This window comes from Geomonas silvestris, assembly GCF_014193515.1.
In the GTDB taxonomy this organism is placed as follows: Bacteria; Desulfobacterota; Desulfuromonadia; order Geobacterales; family Geobacteraceae; genus Geomonas; species Geomonas silvestris.
The window spans coordinates 189938-208386 of sequence record NZ_BLXX01000006.1 but is presented as its reverse complement, the minus strand read 5'-3'; the positions used below and the strand labels follow the sequence as shown (position 1 = coordinate 208386).

Here is an 18449-nt window from a genome sequence, read left to right as displayed (position 1 = left end):
GTGCACCCCGCCTATCGAAAGACCCAGAGCTTGTTGCCCAGGAAATTTGCAGCCAGTGCGCCTGCCGTAGCCCCCCCTTTTGCTGCCGCCAGTCCCAAACCGACCTGATCGTGGAGCAGTGCAAGCAGGACAATCGATATCCCCAGTGACACCAGGTTGACCACGGCAAAGCGCAGCATCTCCCGGTAGGAGAGCCCGCAAGAGCGGAAGGTCCAGGCCTTGTTGAGTAGATAGCTGTTGGCAGCACCGCAGGTGTAGGAGACAAGCTGAGCCGCAAGGTACGCGCATCCCAGCCAGACCAACAGTGAAAACAGGGCAACGTCGACGCCCGTATTGAGCAGGCCGACCAAGGCGAACTTGAAAAATTCTCTGAGCGAATGGTGGTGCTGTCTTAAAAAATGCCTCATAGGACTGCATATTCTCAAAAGCCGGGGAGCGCACTTTCATTGAGTCCACTGGCCGCGCAGAGGACAAGTACGAGACCGCCGAGTTCAGCACCGTACGCTGGGGATTATAGGCCTGGCCGGAATTTATGTCAAAGCGTGAGAGGTGGGATCTGACAGGACTGCTACCTGTAACTCTCTGGAGCGGCCCCGCCTACTCGATAAACACCTGGAGCGAGCGATCCAGGCAGTCTCCTTTTCGCTCACCTGCGCTCTGGATGCAAACTCCGGCCACGCCTTCACCGCCTCGGCCACCGCCTTAAGAACCTTGGGCGCCGTAACGATTCCGAGCCCTTCGGCAGCGGCCTATTGAGGGAGTTTGCTGCCTACCTAAAAAAACATCTTGTCTGCCAATCCATAGGTAGAGCAGGGCCATCTTTTTTTGGGGGGGCTTTTGGGGATGGGCTATATTTGGGGGGGAAAGATCGGTAATTAGGTAGTTGCGGCTTCTTGCGGTGTTTAGATGACCCGGGCCTCCGGTACCACTTTTCGATTGAAGCGCTCAAGCCACCAGCTTGGGCCCTTTTGCTTTTTCAGAACCGGTAGCCGAGGCCACCCAACAGCACGTCGGTGTCCCGGGCGTAACTGGTCACGATCCTGCTCCAGGTCGCCCGCACCGACCAGTGCTCGGTGACCCGGTAGCTTCCGGTAAGACCTACGACCCCCGAAAGGAAATGCCTGGCCCCGGTCCCCTGGAAGGGGCTGTGATAATGCCCCAGGTTGAAGTAGAGTCCCGCCCCCGCCCCCACACTCAAGGCGTCATCCAGAAGCTCCTGCGCCACCCACAGCTGCGTCAAGAGCCCGTCCCGCCGCACCAACCGGTTATCCCCCTCGTAGAGCCCTGCTGCCGTCCACTCCAGATGCCGCGTCAGGCGGCGCCGGTATTCAAGCTCGGCTGCTATGGAACGCGGAGAATCGAAGCTGTTCACGATGGTCTGCCCGAACAACAGGGTGACCTCGTTGTCCAGGCGCTGCTCGTTTTTGCGGTCCAGCGGCTCGAGGGCGGGCTCGAAGTGGTAGCCGATACCTGCCAATGCCGACACCGTGTTGAAGCCGCTATGTCCTTTCACCCAGTTGCTGCGCACCTCGAGAAGCAGGTTGTTATCCAGGTGCCAGGTGGCGGCTCCGCTGAACATTGCCTTCCATCCGTGGTCGTCGGTGAAGCCGCTGGGCGAGGTATTGGTGGTGGTGTCGAGGAAAAAGTACGGCCCGATGCCGGCAGCCACGGTAAGCCGGTAGTCGAACAGTTCGGCCCTGGTCCAAAGCTGCGCGGTGTAGCCGTCGCGGTGATGCCCCTTGAAGTGCCCCTCGTTGAGGTACGACACCCCGGCAGCGAAGTGCCTGTGGAGGTCCTGTCGGTACTCGAGCTGCCAGGAGTAGGAGAGGTCGTCGGGGTCAACCGAGTGCACCACCCCGCCCAAGCCGTAGATTTCGCTCGCCGGTGCAGCGTGCGCGTAAAGGAGCAGGAAGGTGAGAAGGAGAAGGGCTGCCGGCCGTTTCATGGCGTCACGTCCTGGTTGGGGCGGGTGATGGGAGACCATGCATCTCCCGAAGGTGGGATAAGGAGGAACCCCGCCGGGAAGGGGGGCTCGTGGTGGGGCCTGGTTAGCGCCGGGCTTGGGCGAGGCGCCCTTGCGCCATTTCCCAGTTGATGTTCTGGAAGTAGGCGCTGATATAGTCGGCACGCTTCAAGCCGTAGTCGGTTAAAAAGGCGTGCTCGAAGACGTCGAGAACCAGTATCGGCTGGCAGCCGGCGGGATGCCCGACATCGTGCTCGTTGATCCAGACGTTGAGGAGTTTGCCCGCCGCCACGTCCAGGTACAAGATGGCCCATCCGATCCCCCGCATGGCGCCAGTCGCTTTGAAATCCTGCATCCACTCGTCGTAGCTGCCGAACTGCTCGTTGATCCGGGCGGCCAACTCGCCGCCGCTTGCGAGCTGTCCGGTCCCGCCCAGGTTCTCGAAATAGTGCTCGTGCAGTCTCATTCCGTTGAACTCCCAGCCGAACCGGCGCTTGAGCTCGGAGAATTCTGGGGTCGCGCCTTTACCCTCCTTGCGCATCCGGGCCAGGGTGTCACACAGGGTGTTGGTGTTGTTCACATATCCCTGGTAGAGGGTGAAGTGGTTGCGCAGCAGCGTTTCACTGAATCCGCTCATGCCGATCAGCTTCGAGTAGTCCTTGGTCTCGTAGGCCATGATGATCTCCTTACGTGTCGAGTTTTGAGGAGTTTTTCGGTGACTCGGCAATTTTACCCGGAGCGAGGTTGGTGTCAATTAATAAAGCTGCGGGCGCTCGGTGTCTTAGCGATACCCGGTCAAGGCGCTACGCCTGCTCAACCCGCCTGGGGCGTGGCTTTACGCACTCGGCGCTTTGACTGGTTTTCGCGTTGGTACACATGAGGAGCAGATGTGCGGCTTGAGGATGTGGTGGGGGAAGGTGGGGGTGGCGCCGCTCCCGGGGAGGAAGCGGCGCGGGGCAGGGCGGGTTAAAAATCGTACTTGACGCGGACCCCGGTCATTTCCTTGCTGACCGCAGGGAGAATCATCAGGTGGGTGGCAGTTTTCTCGTCATCCTTACGAAGTTTCAGGATAGCCTTGCTCATGAAATAGCCTATAGCACCGCCGAAAAAGACGTCAGAGCTCCAGTGGGCGTTCGAGTAAATGCGCGACAGGCCGGTCAAGGTGGCCAGGCTGTAGGCTACCGGGGGGACCCAGGCATGGTCTTTGTACTGCTCTGCGAATACCGTTGCGATGGAGAATGCCGATGCGGTGTGCCCTGAGCTGAACGACAGGTTTTTCATGCTGACCCGGGGACCATCCCAGGCGGTAGGGAGGTCGCCGGTACTGGGGCGGTGGCGCTCCGCCAACACCTTGAGCCCGGAGGTGAGAAGGCCGGATAGGGCGAAGCTCTCCAGGGCGAGCAGGGAGGTCTTCCTCGCCTTGTTGTCGTCGGCCAGGTAGCCGTAGAGGTAAAATGAGCCGACAGCGGGGAGGGTATACGCCCCGTTACCAAGGTCGTTACCCAAGACCGCAAACTTGGACGCCACCGGGCTTTTGTTGTTCTGGGAGAAGGTCTTGATCTTCTGGTCCAAGAGCATCAGGCTTCCGGTGGCACCCACCACCATCCCCAGTTTGAGCCAGTCCTTTTTGTCCCAATGAAAGGGCATGGTGACGATCTTGGCGGAATCTGTCAGATAGCTCTTAACGTAATTAAGGTCAAGATTGCTCGAATTGTCTGTAACGTTCAAGTCGGGATTTACTTCATGGTTGTCGGAAGCGGGAAGCGCTGCTGTACTAGCTAAAGGTGCAGGATCTTCCAGGGACGCTGCGTTTGCTGATAGACATGATACGGTGCTACTGAGTAAGACGAGTCCGGCTATGAGCTTCCTTACCATGCAGAGCTTTTCCAATGATTAAGATTCTTTTTCCTACCTGGTTGCAACTCCACCGTCTCTTGTTTTAATGTTGGCGCATACTACTTCACAAAAACGAAGAAAACAACACAAATACAGTTATTTGCACCTAATCATTTATGTGATGCATGAACATTTTTGTAGAAGAGATGGCTTCTTCACGAGAGACGCGTAGGCCGCCGACCAACTACGGGGGGGAAGCGTTTGGAATGGGAGTGGATCCGGAGGGGCCGTTGCAGTCGGTGCTATTTGGAATTAAGGGAGAGCGCGGGACTGCGTGGAGAGGAGGGGTGCGATCAAGAAGAAAACAGCCTTTATAATCCAACCCCGCTGTGCTAGTATCCGCGGGCTGCGGGGTGTCTTTCTGCCTCGTGGCCCGCGGATACCGTCGGGGGCAATCGACCTCGACGGTGCCGTTGCTATTTTCATCTTCTTGCGAGCCAGTGCGCATACCGTTTACTGGCTTTGCCGAGGTCGCACGTGAAAAAAATCATTGGCATCGCGGTGGCGCTGGTGGCCCTCATCGGTGTCGGTTACCAGTTCCTGAAAAAGCCCCCTGCACCGCAGTTCAAGACCCTCAAGGTCGAGCGGGGGAGCATCCTTTCAGCCGTCTCGGCGACCGGCACCCTCAACGCCGTGGTCACCGTCCAGGTCGGTACCCAGGTCTCGGGAACCCTCGCCAAGCTCTACGTCGACTACAACTCGCCGGTAAAAAAGGGACAGCCTATCGCGCAGATCGACCCTGCACTGCTGGGTGCTGCCGTACAGCAGGCCACCGGCAATGTCTTAAGCGCCGAGGCAAACCTCGCCAAGGCGCGGGTCACCCTGGCTGACACCAAGCGGACCCTGTCCCGCAACAGGCAACTGCTCGAACAGGGGATCATCGCCCAAAGCGACCTGGACAGCGCCCAGACCGCCTACGATTCCGCCCAGGCCGGAGTGAGCGCGGCCGAGGCAAGCCTCGTCCAGTCCAAGGGTGCCCTGAAGCAGGCACAGACCAACCTCACCTATTCAACCATCCGGTCCCCGGTAGACGGCATCGTCGTCTCCCGCAGCGTCGACGTCGGGCAGACCGTGGCGGCATCCTTTCAGACGCCGACCCTCTTCACCATCGCCCAAGACCTCACCAAGATGCAGATCGATACCAGCGTCGACGAGTCGGACATTAGCCGGGTGAAGCTCGGCCAAACAGCCACCTTTACGGTAGACGCCTATCCCGACCAGCAGTTCACCGGCACCGTGGTACAGATCAGAAACGCACCGGTCGTGAACCAGAACGTGGTGACCTACGTGACGGTGATCGCCGTGGACAACCGCGACCTTAGGCTCAAACCGGGGATGACCGCGAACGTCTCGGTGCAGACCCAGAAAAAAGATACGGTCCTCAAGCTTCCCAGTGCGGCGCTGCGCTTCAAGCCGAAACCGGGCAAGGACGAGAAGCCGGGCGCCCCGAAGACCGCACCCCAAGACGGCGCAGGCGCTGCCGGAAAACCTCCCGTTGCTACGGACCGGGTCAAAAAAGGACCCTCGCAGAAGGTTTACCTCCTCAAGGGGCAACAACCGGTGCCGGTCAGCGTCACTACCGGGATCTCGGACGCAAGCTTCGTGGAGGTGGTCGCGGGATCTCTCAAAGAGGGGGACGAGGTGATCGTCGAGCAGGTGGCACCGTCCAAGAAGCAAGGCATGGGGCCGCCCATGGGACCGAGGTTTTAGATGGCCGAAGTGGTGCGTCTCGAGGAGGTCGCCAAGGTCTACACCATGGGCGAGGAAAAGGTCGAAGCGCTCAAGGATGTGTCGTTCAGCGTAGTCCCCGGCGAGTTCGTCTCGATCATGGGAGCGTCGGGGAGCGGCAAGTCGACCTGCATGAACATCCTGGGGTGTCTCGATGTGCCGACCCGCGGGGCCTACCTCCTTGACGGGGTGAACGTGGGGGAACTCACGGGAAACCAGCTTGCCGAGGTGCGCAACAAGAAACTCGGCTTCGTGTTCCAGGGGTTCAACCTGCTGGCGCGCACCACCGCGCGCGAGAACGTCGAACTGCCGCTGGTCTACGCCCAACTGCCGGCTGGCCGGCGCCGCTCCCTCGCTCTCGATGCCCTGGCGCGGGTGGGGCTTGCCGGGCGCGAGGCGCATTTCCCGAACCAGCTTTCGGGAGGCCAGCAGCAGCGCGTGGCCATCGCCCGGGCCCTGGTGAACCGGCCGTCCATCATCCTGGCCGACGAGCCGACCGGGAACCTCGACTCCAAGACCACCGTCGAGATCATGGGGATCTTCCAGGAGCTCAACCGCCAGGGGATTACCATCGTCATGGTGACGCACGAGCCGGAAGTGGCCGCCTTCACCGGGCGGCAGATCGTCTTTCGGGACGGCCGGATCGTGTCCGACACCCGAAACGAGGCCGCACTCGAGAACGCCGCGGCTGAGGGGGGGAACCCGTGAGCACCTTCCTGCAAAGTCTGCTCATTGCGCTTCGGGCGCTGCGGGTCAACAAGATGCGTGCCCTGCTCACCATGCTGGGGATCATCATCGGTATCGCGGCGGTCATCATCATGGTCGCCATCGGCTCGGGTGCCAGCAAGATGATCTCGGACCAGATCTCCAGCATCGGCAGCAACCTGTTGCTGGTGCTCCCGGGCTCCTTGACCAGCGGCGGCATGCGCAGCGGCACGGGCGGCGCCCAGAACCTGACCTACGACGACGCGAAGGCGATCCGGGCCGAGTGCCCGTCGGTGGCCGAGGTGGCGCCGACGGTGCGCGGCTCCGCCCAGGTGGTCTACGGGAACCAGAACTGGTCCACGGTGGTTAACGGGGTAACCCCTGAGGTGATCGCGGTCCGGGACTGGACCATCGTGGCCGGGCGCAACATCTCACAATCCGACGTCGACGGCGCTTCGAAGAACTGCCTGATCGGGCAGACCGTTGCGGACAACCTGTTCGGTTCCTCCGACCCGATCGGCAAGATCATCCGGGTCAAGAAGATCCCCTTCACGGTGATCGGCCTCTTGGGGCGCAAGGGGCAATCCCCCCAGGGGCAGGATCAGGATGACGTCATCTACGTCCCGTTACGCACCGCGCAGCGCAAACTCCTGGGGAGCCAGTTCCCCAATGCGGTGGGGGCCATGATGATCCAGGCGCAAAGTGCCGGGGTGCTCAAAAAGGCCGAGGAGGAAGTCGTCGCCCTGTTGAACCAGCGCCACCGGGTAGGGCCCGGCCGGGAGGCCGACTACAGCATCCGGAACCTGTCGGAGATCCTCGCAATTTCCGAACAATCCACCCGCGTCATGTCCCTATTGCTAGGTGCGGTGGCCTCGATATCGCTCGTCGTTGGGGGGATCGGCATCATGAACATCATGCTGGTCTCGGTCACCGAGCGGACCCGGGAGATCGGCATCAGGATCGCGATCGGGGCCAAGACGCGGGACATCATGCTGCAGTTTCTCACCGAGGCGGTGCTTCTGACCACCTGTGGCGGGATCATCGGCATGCTCCTGGGGGTAGGCGGCGCCCGGCTGGTCGCCTCCGTCGTCGGCTGGCCGACCCTCATCTCGGTGCAGACCATCGCCATCGCCTTCGCGTTTTCCGCCGGTGTCGGGGTCTTTTTCGGTTTTTACCCGGCACGCAAGGCAGCTTCGCTCAACCCCATCGAGGCCTTGCGCTACGAGTAGGGGAGGGGGCTTTTGAGGAAAGGATCCATGATGACCATGACACGCATCGCGGCGGTTACCCTCGCCGGCTCACTTATGATGGGAGTGGGACTCGTTCATGCGGAGCCCGCCCCGCTCAGGCTTACCCTGAACGACGCCGTGCGCCTGAGCTTCGAACGCAACCTCGACCTCAAGGTGGAGCTCTACAACCCGGCCCAGGCCCAGGCCGACATCTACCGCGCGCTGGGGATCTACGACCCCGTGCTGAACGCCTCGGTGAACTACAGCCGCTCCTCCACCACCGAGACCTTTTTCTTCACGCCGATCAACATCGATACCTTCAGCGCCACGGCCGGCGTTACCCAGCAGCTCCCTACCGGCGGCACGCTTGGGGTAAGCGGCAGCTCCGGGTGGATCAGCAACTCGAACAGCTACTACAATAACGGTTTCTCTGTCAGCGCGAGCCAGCCGCTTTTGCGCAACTTCGGCCGCGAGACCACCGAGCTTACCATAGAGGTCGCCCGCTTCGGCAAGGAGGGGTCGCTGGCGCGCTACCGGACCAAGCTTGCCGACACCGTGGCGCAGGTCCGCAACGACTACTTCAAGCTCTACAACCTGCGCGAGCTGCTGCAGGTCAAACGGACCTCGCTTGCCCTGGCGCAAAAGATACTCGAGGAGACCCGCGGCAGGGTGAAGGCGGGGGTGCTGCCGGCCATGGAGATACTCAACGCCGAGTTTTCTGCGGCGTCCCGGGAAAAAGAGGTGATCGATGCCGAGCGCGCGGTGCGGGACCAGGTCGACGTGCTGCGCCTGATTCTGCAGCTGGAAAATGCTGCCGACATCTTGACCGCCGAGCCCCCCATGCGCGAGCTGGTAACCCTGGCCGAACCGGAGGCGCTTACCCGGGCCTTGTCCAACCGACCCGAGCTCGCCGCGCAACGGGCGAACCTGCGGATCGACGAACTGCAGCGCCGGGTCGCCAAAAACCGCACCCTGCCTGACCTTTCCGTTACCGCCAACTTCGGCTTTCAGGGGTACGATCCCCGCTTCGGCGGGGCCTACGAAAGGACGCTGAAGGCCGACTTTCCCACCTGGGGAATCGGGCTGCAGTTCAGCTACCCGATCGGCAACCGTGCGGCGGAGAACGACTACATCAAGAGCAAGCTGGTGCTCGAACAGGCCCAGACGCAGTTGCGCAGCCTCGAGTCGGGGGTGGCGAACGAGGTAAGAGCCGCCTTGCGGCTGGTCGACACCAGCTTCCGGCAGATCGAGGTCACCTCGCGCGGCACCGCCTACGCCGAAGAGCGGCTCAGGGCCTTCCGTACCAAGAATGCGGTGGGGCTTGCCACCACCAAGGACGTCTTCGATGTGGAGAACGACCTGGTTTCCGCCAAGGCCACCCAGATCCAGGCGCTGGTCGACTACAACAACGCCCTCACTACGCTTTGGCGGGTTACCGGCGAACTGCTGGAGCGCCAGGGCATCAAGGTGAGCGCCGCGCAGGCGGACGAGCTGTACCAGCGGGCAAAATAGCGATTTTCCCCCGGGCGGCGCCGTGGCGGCCGGTGACAGACGGTTTCTGGTTCTTTGCCCAGCCCACTCTGAAAATAGCGGACAGACCTTTGCCTCCTTCCAGAACCACGCTACAATTAGCGCGGCGTAATGTCGTATTTGGGAGGGGGTATGTCAGTCATTCGCTACGAGCATGTGCACCAGTACAAGATCGATGTGAGCCAAGCCAAGTCCATCGGCGACTTCATCAAGATCTTTGAGGATACCGTCTCGCTCTTCAAACGGTGGGAGGCAAAGGGTGTCCAGTTGGACCCCCACGGCATCGGCAGCAGCTACGCGATCTTTTACACCTACGATGAGCAGGTTGCCCGCGAAGAAGGGTTCGAGAGGATCCGCACCGAGTCCGGCAACCCGCTCCCGCGCCGCTAAATGCAGGGCTGGGCTCCGTTCTGTCTCTCCAGGTATCTCCCTGACGTGCCACGGTAACTGGGGGGCTTCTTTGGGTGATCAGGGGCTGAGGCGAGGGGGGCAGGAGAAGGGAGTGCGTCTAGGGTGCAACGGGGTTTTCCTGGCGGGGGGCGATGGGGAAGGTGAGGGTGAACAAGGTTCCGGTCTGCGGAGTGGAAACGAGTTCCACCTTTCCTTGCAAGTATTTTTCGCTCAAAAGCTTGATGCTGTAGGTGCCGATACCGCGGCCGGAGCCCTTGGTGGAAAAGGAGCGCCGGAAGATCTGCATCTGAACCTCGCGCGTCAGGACACCTTCGTTGTGACACCAGAGCACGATGTCGGTTTCTTCGCGTCGGCACCCCAGGGTGACCACCTCGCCTGGGTGCGAGGCCTCCAGGGCGTTCTTTAGGAGATTCCCCAGCACCCGGGTCAGCAGGGCATTGTCGCTTAAAAGCAGTAACCCCGCAGTCTCTTCCTTGATGACAACCCGTTTTCCCAGTCCCGCCTCGTTGTTGCGAAACAGCGCAGCCACTGATTCCAGTAACTCCCGCACCAGCACCAGGCCGAACTCGACGCGCAATTCCTCGTTCTCCGCCGCAAAGAGTTGGCTCTGGCCCCGTATCTCCCGCACGAGCATCTGGGAAGCCTGCCAAAGGTCCTGTTTGGCCGCCTCGAAATCGAGAATGCCGTGCATGAGCATTTCCGCGATCTGGTTGATGGTGCCAGCCGTATTCAAGGTGTCGTGGAAGAAGAGGCGCTCCAGCACCTGGCGGCGCTTTACGTGGCTTATATCCGAGGCAACCAGGAGAACTGCCGGCCCTGATTTCCAGTGCAGCGGGGTGCCCGAGACCCTCAGGTCGAGAGCGTCGGGACCCCGGCGGGAGTTGCGCAGGATCTGGCACTCGAAGGAGCTCGGCTGGCCGCGCAGCGCGATCAGCGACGCATCCAGTGCGCCACAGAGGTTGCAGGGCTCAGCGTTTCCGCACCCCTCGACGGCACAGTTCGCGTTCTGGCAGGAGAAAGCCTCCCCGATCCTCAGCCCGATCAATCCGAAGACCCCATGCGCCGCGCAGAACTGTTCGAGGGTCTTGTTGGCGTAGAGTATCTGGCGGTTTTCGTTGAGCAGCATCACGTTGTCCGGGATGGCATCGAGCAGCTCGCACAGGTGCCGCTCCGTACTAAGCACGGCACGCTGCAGGGAGAGGTCTTCTGCACTGCTGCGAATTGTCGTGGTCTGGTTCGGCATTGATCGAGTCCCCGGCGTCACGTGTAGCAGAGGCTGCTGCTGTACCCCGCCCAGAAAACAGCTGCAAGCACTCAGGCCTGTACGAGTGTACCGTTTATTTCCTACAGGACCAGCGACCGTGCGCCGGCCGGGAGGAGGGCGGGGAAAACTTTTACTTTTAATGTGAGGGGGCGCTGTGCCATACTTTCGGCTGCCGTGCGCCTTTTCTTCCCTGTCCGCTGCCGGCGCGGCCCGCACAACGCCACTTGCACAAAGGATCGCTATGTCACAGTTGCACCGTTTTTCACGAACCGAACTTCTCGTCGGCACCGCCGGCCTCAATCAGTTAAACAAGGCCAGCGTCGCCATCTTCGGCCTGGGGGGAGTCGGCAGCTATGCCGCGGAAGCCCTCTGTAGGGCCGGGGTCGGGCGTCTCGTCCTCGTCGATTTCGACGACATCTGTCTTACGAACGTGAACCGGCAGCTACACGCCATGGACGGTACCGTCGGCAAGGCAAAGGTGCAGGTGATGGCCCAGCGGCTGCGTCTGATCAACCCGCAGGCCGAGATCGTTCCCTACCAGGACTTTTACGCGGCCGAAAACAGCGAACTCCTCCTGGGGGATGGCTACGACTACGTGGTGGACGCCATCGACCACATCACCAGCAAGCTGCACCTGATCCGGACCTGTCGCGATAGGAGTATTCCGATCATCTCGAGCATGGGGGCGGCCGCCAAACTGGACCCTACCCAGATCAAGGTCGCCGACATATCGCAGACCACCAAGTGCCGGATGGCCCGCTCGGTCCGCAAGCTCTTGAAAAAACAGGGGATCTCCCAGGATGTGAAAGTGGTCTACTCGACAGAGGAGTATCGGGAACAGCAGATCAAAGACGGCGGGTGCAAGGGGAACTGCATCTGTCCCAACAAGGACGACCAGCGTTTCTCCTGCGAGCACCGCCGGGTGATTTTGGGGAGCGTTTCCTTCATCCCTTCCATCTTCGGCTTGACCATGGCGGGGGTGGTGGTCAACGACCTTCTGGCTTCAGGGGCGGACGCTGCCCGGTAGGAGAGCGGCGCTCTGCTGCGCCTCGGGGTGTGGGGTCAAAAGAAAAGGGGATCTCCTGGCGGGGATCCCCTTTTCTTTTCGTGGTTCAGCAGGAGCTACATCACCAACGGCCGCAGCAGCTTGAGCTTCACGCTTGCGCTGGTGAGTTCCTCGCGCATGCTGCCGGGAATGGCAGATTTGAACTCGCGGATCGCCTGCTTGTACTCCTGGTCGATCTTGGCGCTGTTGTCGTTGAATGCCTGCAGTGAGTTGCCAGGGGTCTGCACCAGGCCATGCCACCTGTTATAGACCGCGCGGAGCTTGCCGAGGGCCGGGGTGCAGTCGCCGAACTTCTCGGGCGGCTTGGTCAGCTTGGCCATGGTCGGGTCGAGTTTGGCTTCCACCAAGCCAAAGCCGCGTTCGTCCTCGGGGCTCAGGCGCGGGGTATACCCCTGTCCGGCATCCTGGCGCTGTTTCCAGTCGGTCGACATCTTTGCGCTGGCCTTTTGAGCGCGCTCGATACCGGCCTGGAGGCAGAAGGCCGCCAGGGCGTAATTCTTGGCGAACTGCTTCTCCGCCTCCATCTTGAAGTAGTAGAAGGTGCCGCCGGCAGCCAGGGCAACCACGACCAGCAAGGCGACGGCGATCTGGATCGCTTTCGAGTTCCCCGCGGCGATTCCTTTGCGGGAGGGGCTCTTTACCGATTCGGGCTGCAGCGCGGCGTCGAGACTCGGCAGCGCCATGGCACGCGTTTGCCGAGCGGGGAGCGGACTGAAGGAGAGGGCGACCTTCTTGCTTTGCCGCCGCGCCTTGCGCCGCCCGAGTTGAGCGACCAGGAAGTCGGGGAAGCATGCCCCGCAGGACTGGCAATGCAGTTGGGGGCCGAGCTCCGCACCGCAGACCGCGCAGGAAACCTGGCCGGTCCGGTGCAGGGCCCTGCTGCCGAAGGACTCCCGGTAGATGTTCAGCTTTACGTTACAGGCCGGACATGGCGCGGTGGTCCCGGATTCCGGAGTCTCCTCGGGAACGATGAGCTCGATATCAGCTTGGCATTTGGGGCAAGTGCACTTCATATTAGATACCTTTTGTCGAAAGGAGCGGTCTCAACGTTTAGGCCACGAGCGGCATCAGGGAAGAAAATCGCTTGCCTGCCCGACCCAGCCACCATCGCTGGTGCGCACGATGTTGTCGGTACTTACAGTGTCGTCGATGCCGGAAGTCGTCTGTCCATCAGGACCTTTACTGAAGAGGTCATAGTCCTCGTTGAGGCTGCGACCTGCAAGGTTGAGCGGTTCGGTGACGTTGGCATCGGTGGCGTCGGGGTACGCAACAAAGAAAGGGTGGTAGATGTACGGATTGGCCCAGGGGTCCCTCATGCCGTCCATCCTGATTGCCGCCAGATTGGGGGGGAGGCTCGCGTTGTTATCCACCGTAAAGGCGCTGATGTTTTTCTCGATGCCGCGAATCTCCTCCATTGCCCTTACCGTCTGCACCCTGGTTCTGATCTTGGTGTAGGCGGGAAACGTCATGAAGGCGAGGATTGCCAGGATGGCGCAGGTTACCAGCAACTCGACGAACGTGAAGCCGTGTTGATTGGCAATCCACTGCCTGGTTTCCCCAACTGCCTCTTCCGGTGCTGAGGTCTTGTAACTGATGCCTGGTGTCATAGTAGAGATCTCTTGTACATCGTGAAGTTCAATTGCTACACGGAGGGGAAAACGGTCTGAAGAAGGACTCACGGGTGCCGGCGCAATGCCAGCGTTTGCATACTAAGTCCAATCCCGACCGCACTATATATCAGCTTTCAATATGTTGCAATATGTAACATGAAGTTTTATGAAGGAGGATGCCGGCATTATCGCTGAACCGCTGGCGGATTTTCCAAAAGAAGTTTTTCAAGGTCCCGCGCATTGACAATCGAGTGCCCCTGGTGGCAATTGTTGAACATGGCGAAAACGATGCGGCATCCCCGCCGCAGCTCGGTCACCACCTGAGCGAGCGATGCCAATTCACTGGCGTTGTAACGATACTCATAGCGCGGCGTCGAGTGATCCAGCCAATTCTCGGCATTGCGCCCGTGCAGGCGCAGGTAGGCTATCGACGTGGTAGCCGCCGGGATAAAGGGGGCGGTAGCCAGGGTCCCGAACTGCGGTTCGTCGCAGGTTATGTAGGTGATGTTGTGTTCCCTGAGAAAGGCGAAGAGGTAGTCGGCGTGGTGGCGGGTAAGCCAGCTGCCGTGCCTGAATTCCACCGCAATGGGGAGTTCGCCGAAGAGTTCCTTGCAGCGTTGCAGGTAGCCGAGGTTGCTTTTTTGGTATCCGAACCAGGGTGGGAACTGAAAGACGATGAAGCCGAGCCGGTGCAGCCTGCGCAGCGGCGCCACGGCCTCTTTGAGATGCTCAGCGAGTGCCTTGACGAGCGCCGGATCGGCAACGCGGACCGTTTCGCGGTCGCGCTCCTCAGCCGGTAGTAGCGCCAGCAGTTCGCCGGGGAGCAGGTGCGGGTCGACTTGGTGCCCGGTCAAGACACCGTGCGCTTTCAGGTGGAACAGAAAGCCCGGCGGGGTGCGGTTGCACCAGGCGTGCACCATGCCCTGGGTCGGGAGCGCGTAGAAGGTGCTTTCGACTTCGACGGTATCGAAGAGGCTTGAGTAATAGCGAAGTCGTGCCTCCGCCGTGGCCGTTTCCGGGGGGTAGAAAACGCCGCTTTCGATCAGGCTTTTCTCGGCCCAGGAACAGGTGCCGATGCGGATTCCGTCCAGATGCTCCATGGGGCCTCCCGTAAGCAACAAAGCACAAGTGTAACTGAAGCAATCGGCCTTAAAAGGTCGAGCCGGCGCCGACCGGGAAAAGAACGGGAAACGAAAAAGGAGGCAGTAGATGGAGGGGGAAGGGGAGGCGACGCTGATGGGAGCGGGGAAGCTGCAGGAGAGTGAGTCGGGAAAAGGTGCCGCCAGCGGGCTCAACCGTGCCTCCCGCAATAGATTGAACGACCGGATGCTGGCGCACTTCAGCGGTTCGACCCTCTTCGATGCTATTGCACGCGCGGTCTGCAAGGCCGGTTGCCTGCCACGCAAGGAACTCTACGAGGCGTGGGAAGTTGCCAGGAGGGTGCATCGCCGTTTCCGAGGGGGCCGCGTGGTCGATCTCGCCTGCGGACACGGCCTGGTGGGGCAGATCCTCTTGCTGATGGATCCCTCGCTTAGTGAGGTCCTCGCGGTGGACCGCCGCATCCCGCCGAGCGCGCAGCGCCTTGCGTTCGAGATGCAGACGGCGTGGCCGGGCCTTAAAGACAGGCTGATCATGCGGGAGGGAGACGTCGAACAGGTGACGCTACGAGAGAGCGATCTGGTGGTCTCGGTCCACGCCTGTGGTGGGCTTACGGACCTTGTTTTGGAGAGGGCGATAGAGGCGCGGGCGCGGGTGGCGGTGCTTCCCTGCTGCCACGATCTGGCTCGCTGTGCAAGCGGCGGGTTGCGCGGTTGGCTCGACGGCGCGCTGGCGATCGACGTGCAGCGCGCCGTGCGTTTGGAGGCGGCCGGGTACACCGTGGTTACCCAGACCATCCCCTCGGACATAACGCCTAAGAACCGGCTCCTGATCGGTGTTCCGTCTGACTAAAAAATGACCCCGAGCAGGTAGTTGATCACCGAAAGCACCAGGCTGAAGATGAGCGCCCAGAAGAACCCCGTGACCACGAAACCGGGAACCAGCGCGCTGGTCAGCAGGATCATCAGGGCGTTTAGCACGAAGGTGAACAGCCCGAGGGTCAGGATGTTGAGCGGCAAGGTCAAAAGCAGCAGTACCGGCTTGATTATGGTGTTCACGATACCGAGCACCAAGGCGGCGATCAGTGCTGCACCGGGGCCGGCAAGACGCACTCCCGGCAGCAGGTACGCGGTGATGATGATGGCGATGGCGTACAGCAGCCAATGAATCAGATAGCTCATTAATTCCTCCAATGGGTGACGATCTCTCACGGCCTCTGCTCTTTCTGTGCAGCGGCTGATACACCCAAAATAAAGCCAGGAGGAAAATATAGCAAGTAGCCCTGCCAAGTATCATCGGCATCTGATCCCACCACACTCCCTTATGGCAGTCCCACCCTGTTTCTCAATTCTCCGCCACTCTATGTTTGATATGGCTAAAACAATGTTAGGTCGAAAAGGAAACAGCTTCGTTGTTGTCCGACAGTTTCTGGCCACAAACAGCATGTTTGGAAACACTTTGAGGAGGGCTCCAAGCCGCATCGGTACTGAGTTTATAGCCGTAAACGGCTTGCTATAAAGCAGTTGACAGCCCACCCGATACTCTAGTATATTTCGCCGACTTATTAATTGAGATTATGAGGACCTGCGCCTATGAAGGAAATACTCTCCGGCAACGAAGCCATCGCCCGCGGTGCCTATGAAGCGGGTGTCAAAGTCGCCTGTGCCTACCCGGGAACCCCCTCCACCGAAATCCTGGAAAACATCGTGAAATTCCCCGAGGTGAACTCCTCCTGGGCGACCAACGAAAAGGTTGCCCTGGAAGTGGGTATCGGCGCTTCATTCGGCGGCGCCCGTTCCATCGTCACCATGAAGCACGTCGGCGTGAACGTCGCGGCGGATCCGCTCTTCACCCTGTCCTATACCGGCGTCGGCGCCAACGGCGGACTGGTGCTGGTGACTGCCGACGACCCCGAGCTGCACTCTTCCCAAAACGAGCAGGACAACCGCAACTACGCCAAGTTCGCCAAGGTCCCGATGCTCGAGCCCTCGGACTCCCAGGAGTGCCTCGACTTCACCAAGCTCGCCTTCGAGATTTCCGAGCGCTACGACACACCGGTATTTCTGCGCACCACCACCCGCATCTCGCACTCCAAATCGGTCGTCGAGTTGGGCGAGCGGGTGACCGGGCTTCCCGAGCCCAAGCTGGTCAAGGATCCGGCCAAGTACGTGATGCTGCCGGGTAACGCCCGCGGCCGCCACTACGTGGTCGAGGAGCGCACCGTGCAGCTTTCCCAGGACGGCTGCAGCATGCCCATCAACCGCACCGAGCTGCGCGACCGCAAGATCGGGGTGATCACCGCCGGGGTGAGCTACCAGTACGTGCGCGAGGTGCTGCCCGAGGCAAGCGTCCTCAAACTCGGGATGGTCCACCCGCTTCCGCACCAGCTGATCCGCGACTTCGCGGCCCAGGTCGAAACGCTCTACGTCGTCGAGGAGCTCGACCCCTTCATCGAGGAACAGGTGAAGGCGATGGGTATCCAGGTAACCGGCAAGGAGATCCTCCCCATCTGCGGCGAGTTGACGCCGGGGCGCCTGAGGCGCAGCTTCGGCCTTCCGGAAGAGGAGGAGACCCAGATCGAGAAGCTCCCGGGGCGCCCGCCCAACATGTGCCCGGGCTGTCCGCACCGCGGCGTCTTCTTCACCCTCAACAAGCTGCGTGCCTACGTCTCCGGCGATATCGGCTGCTACACCCTGGGCTTCATGCCTCCCTTGTCCGCCATGGACACCTGCATCTGCATGGGTGCCTCCATCGGCATGGCCACCGGCGCCGTTAAGGTGTTGCCCCCCGAGGAGCGTAAGAAGGTCGTTGCCGTCATCGGCGACTCGACCTTCCTGCACACCGGGGTGAACGGGCTCATGGACATGGTCTACAACCAGGGGGCGGCCACCGTCATCATCCTGGACAACCGGATCACCGCCATGACCGGGCGCCAGGACAACCCCGCTTCCGGCCACACCCTGATGAACCAGCCCGCCGAGGCGATCGACCTGCCACTTCTGTGCAAGGCGATCGGCGTGAAAAACGTACGCACCATCAACCCGCTGGACCTGGCAGAGTGCGAAAAGGTGATCCGCGAGGAGATGGAGCGCCCCGAAACCTCTGTGATCATCACCGACAAGCCGTGCGTCCTGATCAAGCGCGAAGGGGTCTTCGAGGCGGGTGCCGTCCTCGAGGTCAACTGCGAAAACTGCACCGGGTGCCGGGCCTGCCTGAAGATCGGCTGCCCCGCCATCGAGTGGGTTCCCTCCAGCGGCAAGCGCGGCCAGGCCCACATCGACCCGCTTTTGTGCAACGGCTGCGACGTCTGCAGCCAGCTCTGCAAATTCTCTGCGATCCAGGAGGCCAAGAAATGAGTGACAAGGTAACCAACATCCTCCTGGTAGGGGTGGGCGGGCAGGGGATCCTGCTGGCTGCCGAGGTACTTTCCGAGACCTTCCTGCTGGCCGGCTACGACGTCAAGAAGAGCGAGATCCACGGCATGTCGCAGCGCGGCGGTTCGGTAGTTTCCCACGTGCGCTATGGCAAAGAGGTATTTTCCCCCATCGTCCCGGAAGGGGAGGGGGACCTCCTCTTCGGCTTCGAGCTGATGGAGAGCTACCGCTGCCTGGGGCTTTTGCGTCCCGGCGCCACCGTGGTGGTGAACGACCTCTGCATCGCTCCTCCTGCGGTGCTCATGGGGCGCGAGGCCTACCCGGAAAACCTCGCGGCGAAGATCGCCGAGCGATTCCCGGACCAGATCCTCGTCGACGGCCAGAAGGTGGCTATCGAAGCCGGTAACGCGCGGACCGCAAATACGGTGCTTCTTGGTGCTGTTTCCAAAAGACTCAACATCGAGGAGAAGTACTGGTTGGAAGCTATCGAGCGTATGGTTCCCAAGAAGGCCCTCGAAGTGAACCTGAAGGCGTTCGCGGCGGGGAGAGCGCTGGCGTAAAGGCGAGGTTCTACG

At 61.0% G+C, this 18449-nt stretch carries 18 protein-coding genes; 9 read left to right on the top strand and 9 right to left on the bottom strand.

The features are described from left to right. Nucleotides 1-11: 11 nt before the first annotated feature. The 4 genes from GMST_RS11845 to GMST_RS11830 all read right to left on the bottom strand — a co-directional run bounded on the left by GMST_RS11845 (nt 12) and on the right by GMST_RS11830 (nt 3610). Entirely contained in the window at nt 12-407 is a 396-nt protein-coding gene (locus GMST_RS11845) for a GtrA family protein (protein ID WP_183354866.1), read from the bottom strand. 569 nt (nt 408-976) lie between these two features. Beyond that, complete coding sequence (locus GMST_RS11840; RefSeq protein WP_183354865.1) at nt 977-1945, bottom strand: hypothetical protein; 969 nt, start codon at nt 1943-1945, stop codon at nt 977-979. Between the two features lie 103 nt (nt 1946-2048). Next, nucleotides 2049-2639, bottom strand: a complete 591-nt coding sequence (locus tag GMST_RS11835; protein ID WP_183354864.1) for a superoxide dismutase — start codon at nt 2637-2639, stop codon at nt 2049-2051. 290 nt (nt 2640-2929) lie between these two features. Continuing rightward, on the bottom strand, nt 2930-3610 hold the full coding sequence (locus GMST_RS11830) for a phosphatase PAP2 family protein (protein WP_183354863.1): 681 nt from the start codon (nt 3608-3610) through the stop codon (nt 2930-2932). A 726-nt stretch (nt 3611-4336) separates the two neighbouring features. On the opposite strand from GMST_RS11830, the gene GMST_RS11825 reads away from it, so the two are divergent. The 5 genes from GMST_RS11825 (at nt 4337) to GMST_RS11805 (ending at nt 9441) form a co-directional block, all read left to right on the top strand. Further along, nucleotides 4337-5569, top strand: coding sequence for an efflux RND transporter periplasmic adaptor subunit (locus GMST_RS11825; RefSeq protein ID WP_183354862.1), 1233 nt, complete (start codon nt 4337-4339; stop codon nt 5567-5569). Then, nucleotides 5570-6295, top strand: a complete 726-nt coding sequence (locus GMST_RS11820; RefSeq protein ID WP_281380032.1) for an ABC transporter ATP-binding protein — start codon at nt 5570-5572, stop codon at nt 6293-6295. Beyond that, on the top strand, nt 6292-7521 hold the full coding sequence (locus tag GMST_RS11815) for an ABC transporter permease (protein WP_183354861.1): 1230 nt from the start codon (nt 6292-6294) through the stop codon (nt 7519-7521). Before GMST_RS11820 ends, GMST_RS11815 begins: the two co-directional genes overlap by 4 nt. Nucleotides 7522-7548: 27 nt before the next feature. Next, on the top strand, nt 7549-9033 hold the full coding sequence (locus tag GMST_RS11810) for a TolC family protein (protein WP_246399449.1): 1485 nt from the start codon (nt 7549-7551) through the stop codon (nt 9031-9033). A 150-nt stretch (nt 9034-9183) separates the two neighbouring features. Beyond that, nucleotides 9184-9441, top strand: a complete 258-nt coding sequence (locus tag GMST_RS11805; protein ID WP_183354860.1) for a hypothetical protein — start codon at nt 9184-9186, stop codon at nt 9439-9441. A gap of 118 nt (nt 9442-9559) precedes the next feature. On the opposite strand, the gene GMST_RS11800 is transcribed toward GMST_RS11805, so the two are convergent. Beyond that, nucleotides 9560-10705 carry an ATP-binding protein gene (locus tag GMST_RS11800; RefSeq protein WP_183354859.1) on the bottom strand — a complete coding sequence of 382 codons (1146 nt, stop codon included), beginning with the start codon at nt 10703-10705 and terminating at the stop codon, nt 9560-9562. A 262-nt stretch (nt 10706-10967) separates the two neighbouring features. Here GMST_RS11800 and GMST_RS11795 point away from each other — a divergent pair, with 262 nt between their 5' ends. Continuing rightward, the gene (locus GMST_RS11795; RefSeq protein ID WP_183354858.1) at nt 10968-11753 is read left to right on the top strand and encodes a tRNA threonylcarbamoyladenosine dehydratase; all 786 of its coding nucleotides are present in this window, start codon (nt 10968-10970) and stop codon (nt 11751-11753) included. Between the two features lie 95 nt (nt 11754-11848). Here the strand turns inward: GMST_RS11795 and GMST_RS11790 are convergent, their stop codons facing one another. The 3 genes from GMST_RS11790 to GMST_RS11780 all read right to left on the bottom strand — a co-directional run bounded on the left by GMST_RS11790 (nt 11849) and on the right by GMST_RS11780 (nt 14502). Then, on the bottom strand, nt 11849-12805 hold the full coding sequence (locus tag GMST_RS11790) for a hypothetical protein (protein WP_183354857.1): 957 nt from the start codon (nt 12803-12805) through the stop codon (nt 11849-11851). A gap of 54 nt (nt 12806-12859) precedes the next feature. Next, nucleotides 12860-13399: a prepilin-type N-terminal cleavage/methylation domain-containing protein gene (locus tag GMST_RS11785; protein ID WP_183354856.1), complete on the bottom strand. Its 540-nt coding sequence runs from the start codon at nt 13397-13399 to the stop codon at nt 12860-12862. 188 nt (nt 13400-13587) lie between these two features. Further along, nucleotides 13588-14502, bottom strand: coding sequence for a DUF72 domain-containing protein (locus tag GMST_RS11780; protein WP_183354855.1), 915 nt, complete (start codon nt 14500-14502; stop codon nt 13588-13590). 109 nt (nt 14503-14611) lie between these two features. On the opposite strand from GMST_RS11780, the gene GMST_RS11775 reads away from it, so the two are divergent. Next, nucleotides 14612-15352, top strand: coding sequence for a methyltransferase (locus tag GMST_RS11775; RefSeq protein ID WP_281380031.1), 741 nt, complete (start codon nt 14612-14614; stop codon nt 15350-15352). Here GMST_RS11775 and GMST_RS11770 read toward each other — a convergent pair. Further along, nucleotides 15349-15681, bottom strand: coding sequence for a phage holin family protein (locus GMST_RS11770; protein ID WP_183354854.1), 333 nt, complete (start codon nt 15679-15681; stop codon nt 15349-15351). The genes GMST_RS11775 and GMST_RS11770 overlap by 4 nt on opposite strands. A gap of 411 nt (nt 15682-16092) precedes the next feature. On the opposite strand from GMST_RS11770, the gene iorA reads away from it, so the two are divergent. Continuing rightward, nucleotides 16093-17856 (top strand): indolepyruvate ferredoxin oxidoreductase subunit alpha, encoded by a 1764-nt coding sequence (gene iorA / locus GMST_RS11765; RefSeq protein ID WP_183354853.1) that lies wholly within the window; start codon nt 16093-16095, stop codon nt 17854-17856. After that, nucleotides 17853-18434 carry an indolepyruvate oxidoreductase subunit beta gene (locus GMST_RS11760; RefSeq protein ID WP_183354852.1) on the top strand — a complete coding sequence of 194 codons (582 nt, stop codon included), beginning with the start codon at nt 17853-17855 and terminating at the stop codon, nt 18432-18434. Before iorA ends, GMST_RS11760 begins: the two co-directional genes overlap by 4 nt. The last annotated feature ends 15 nt before the right edge of the window (nt 18435-18449 follow it).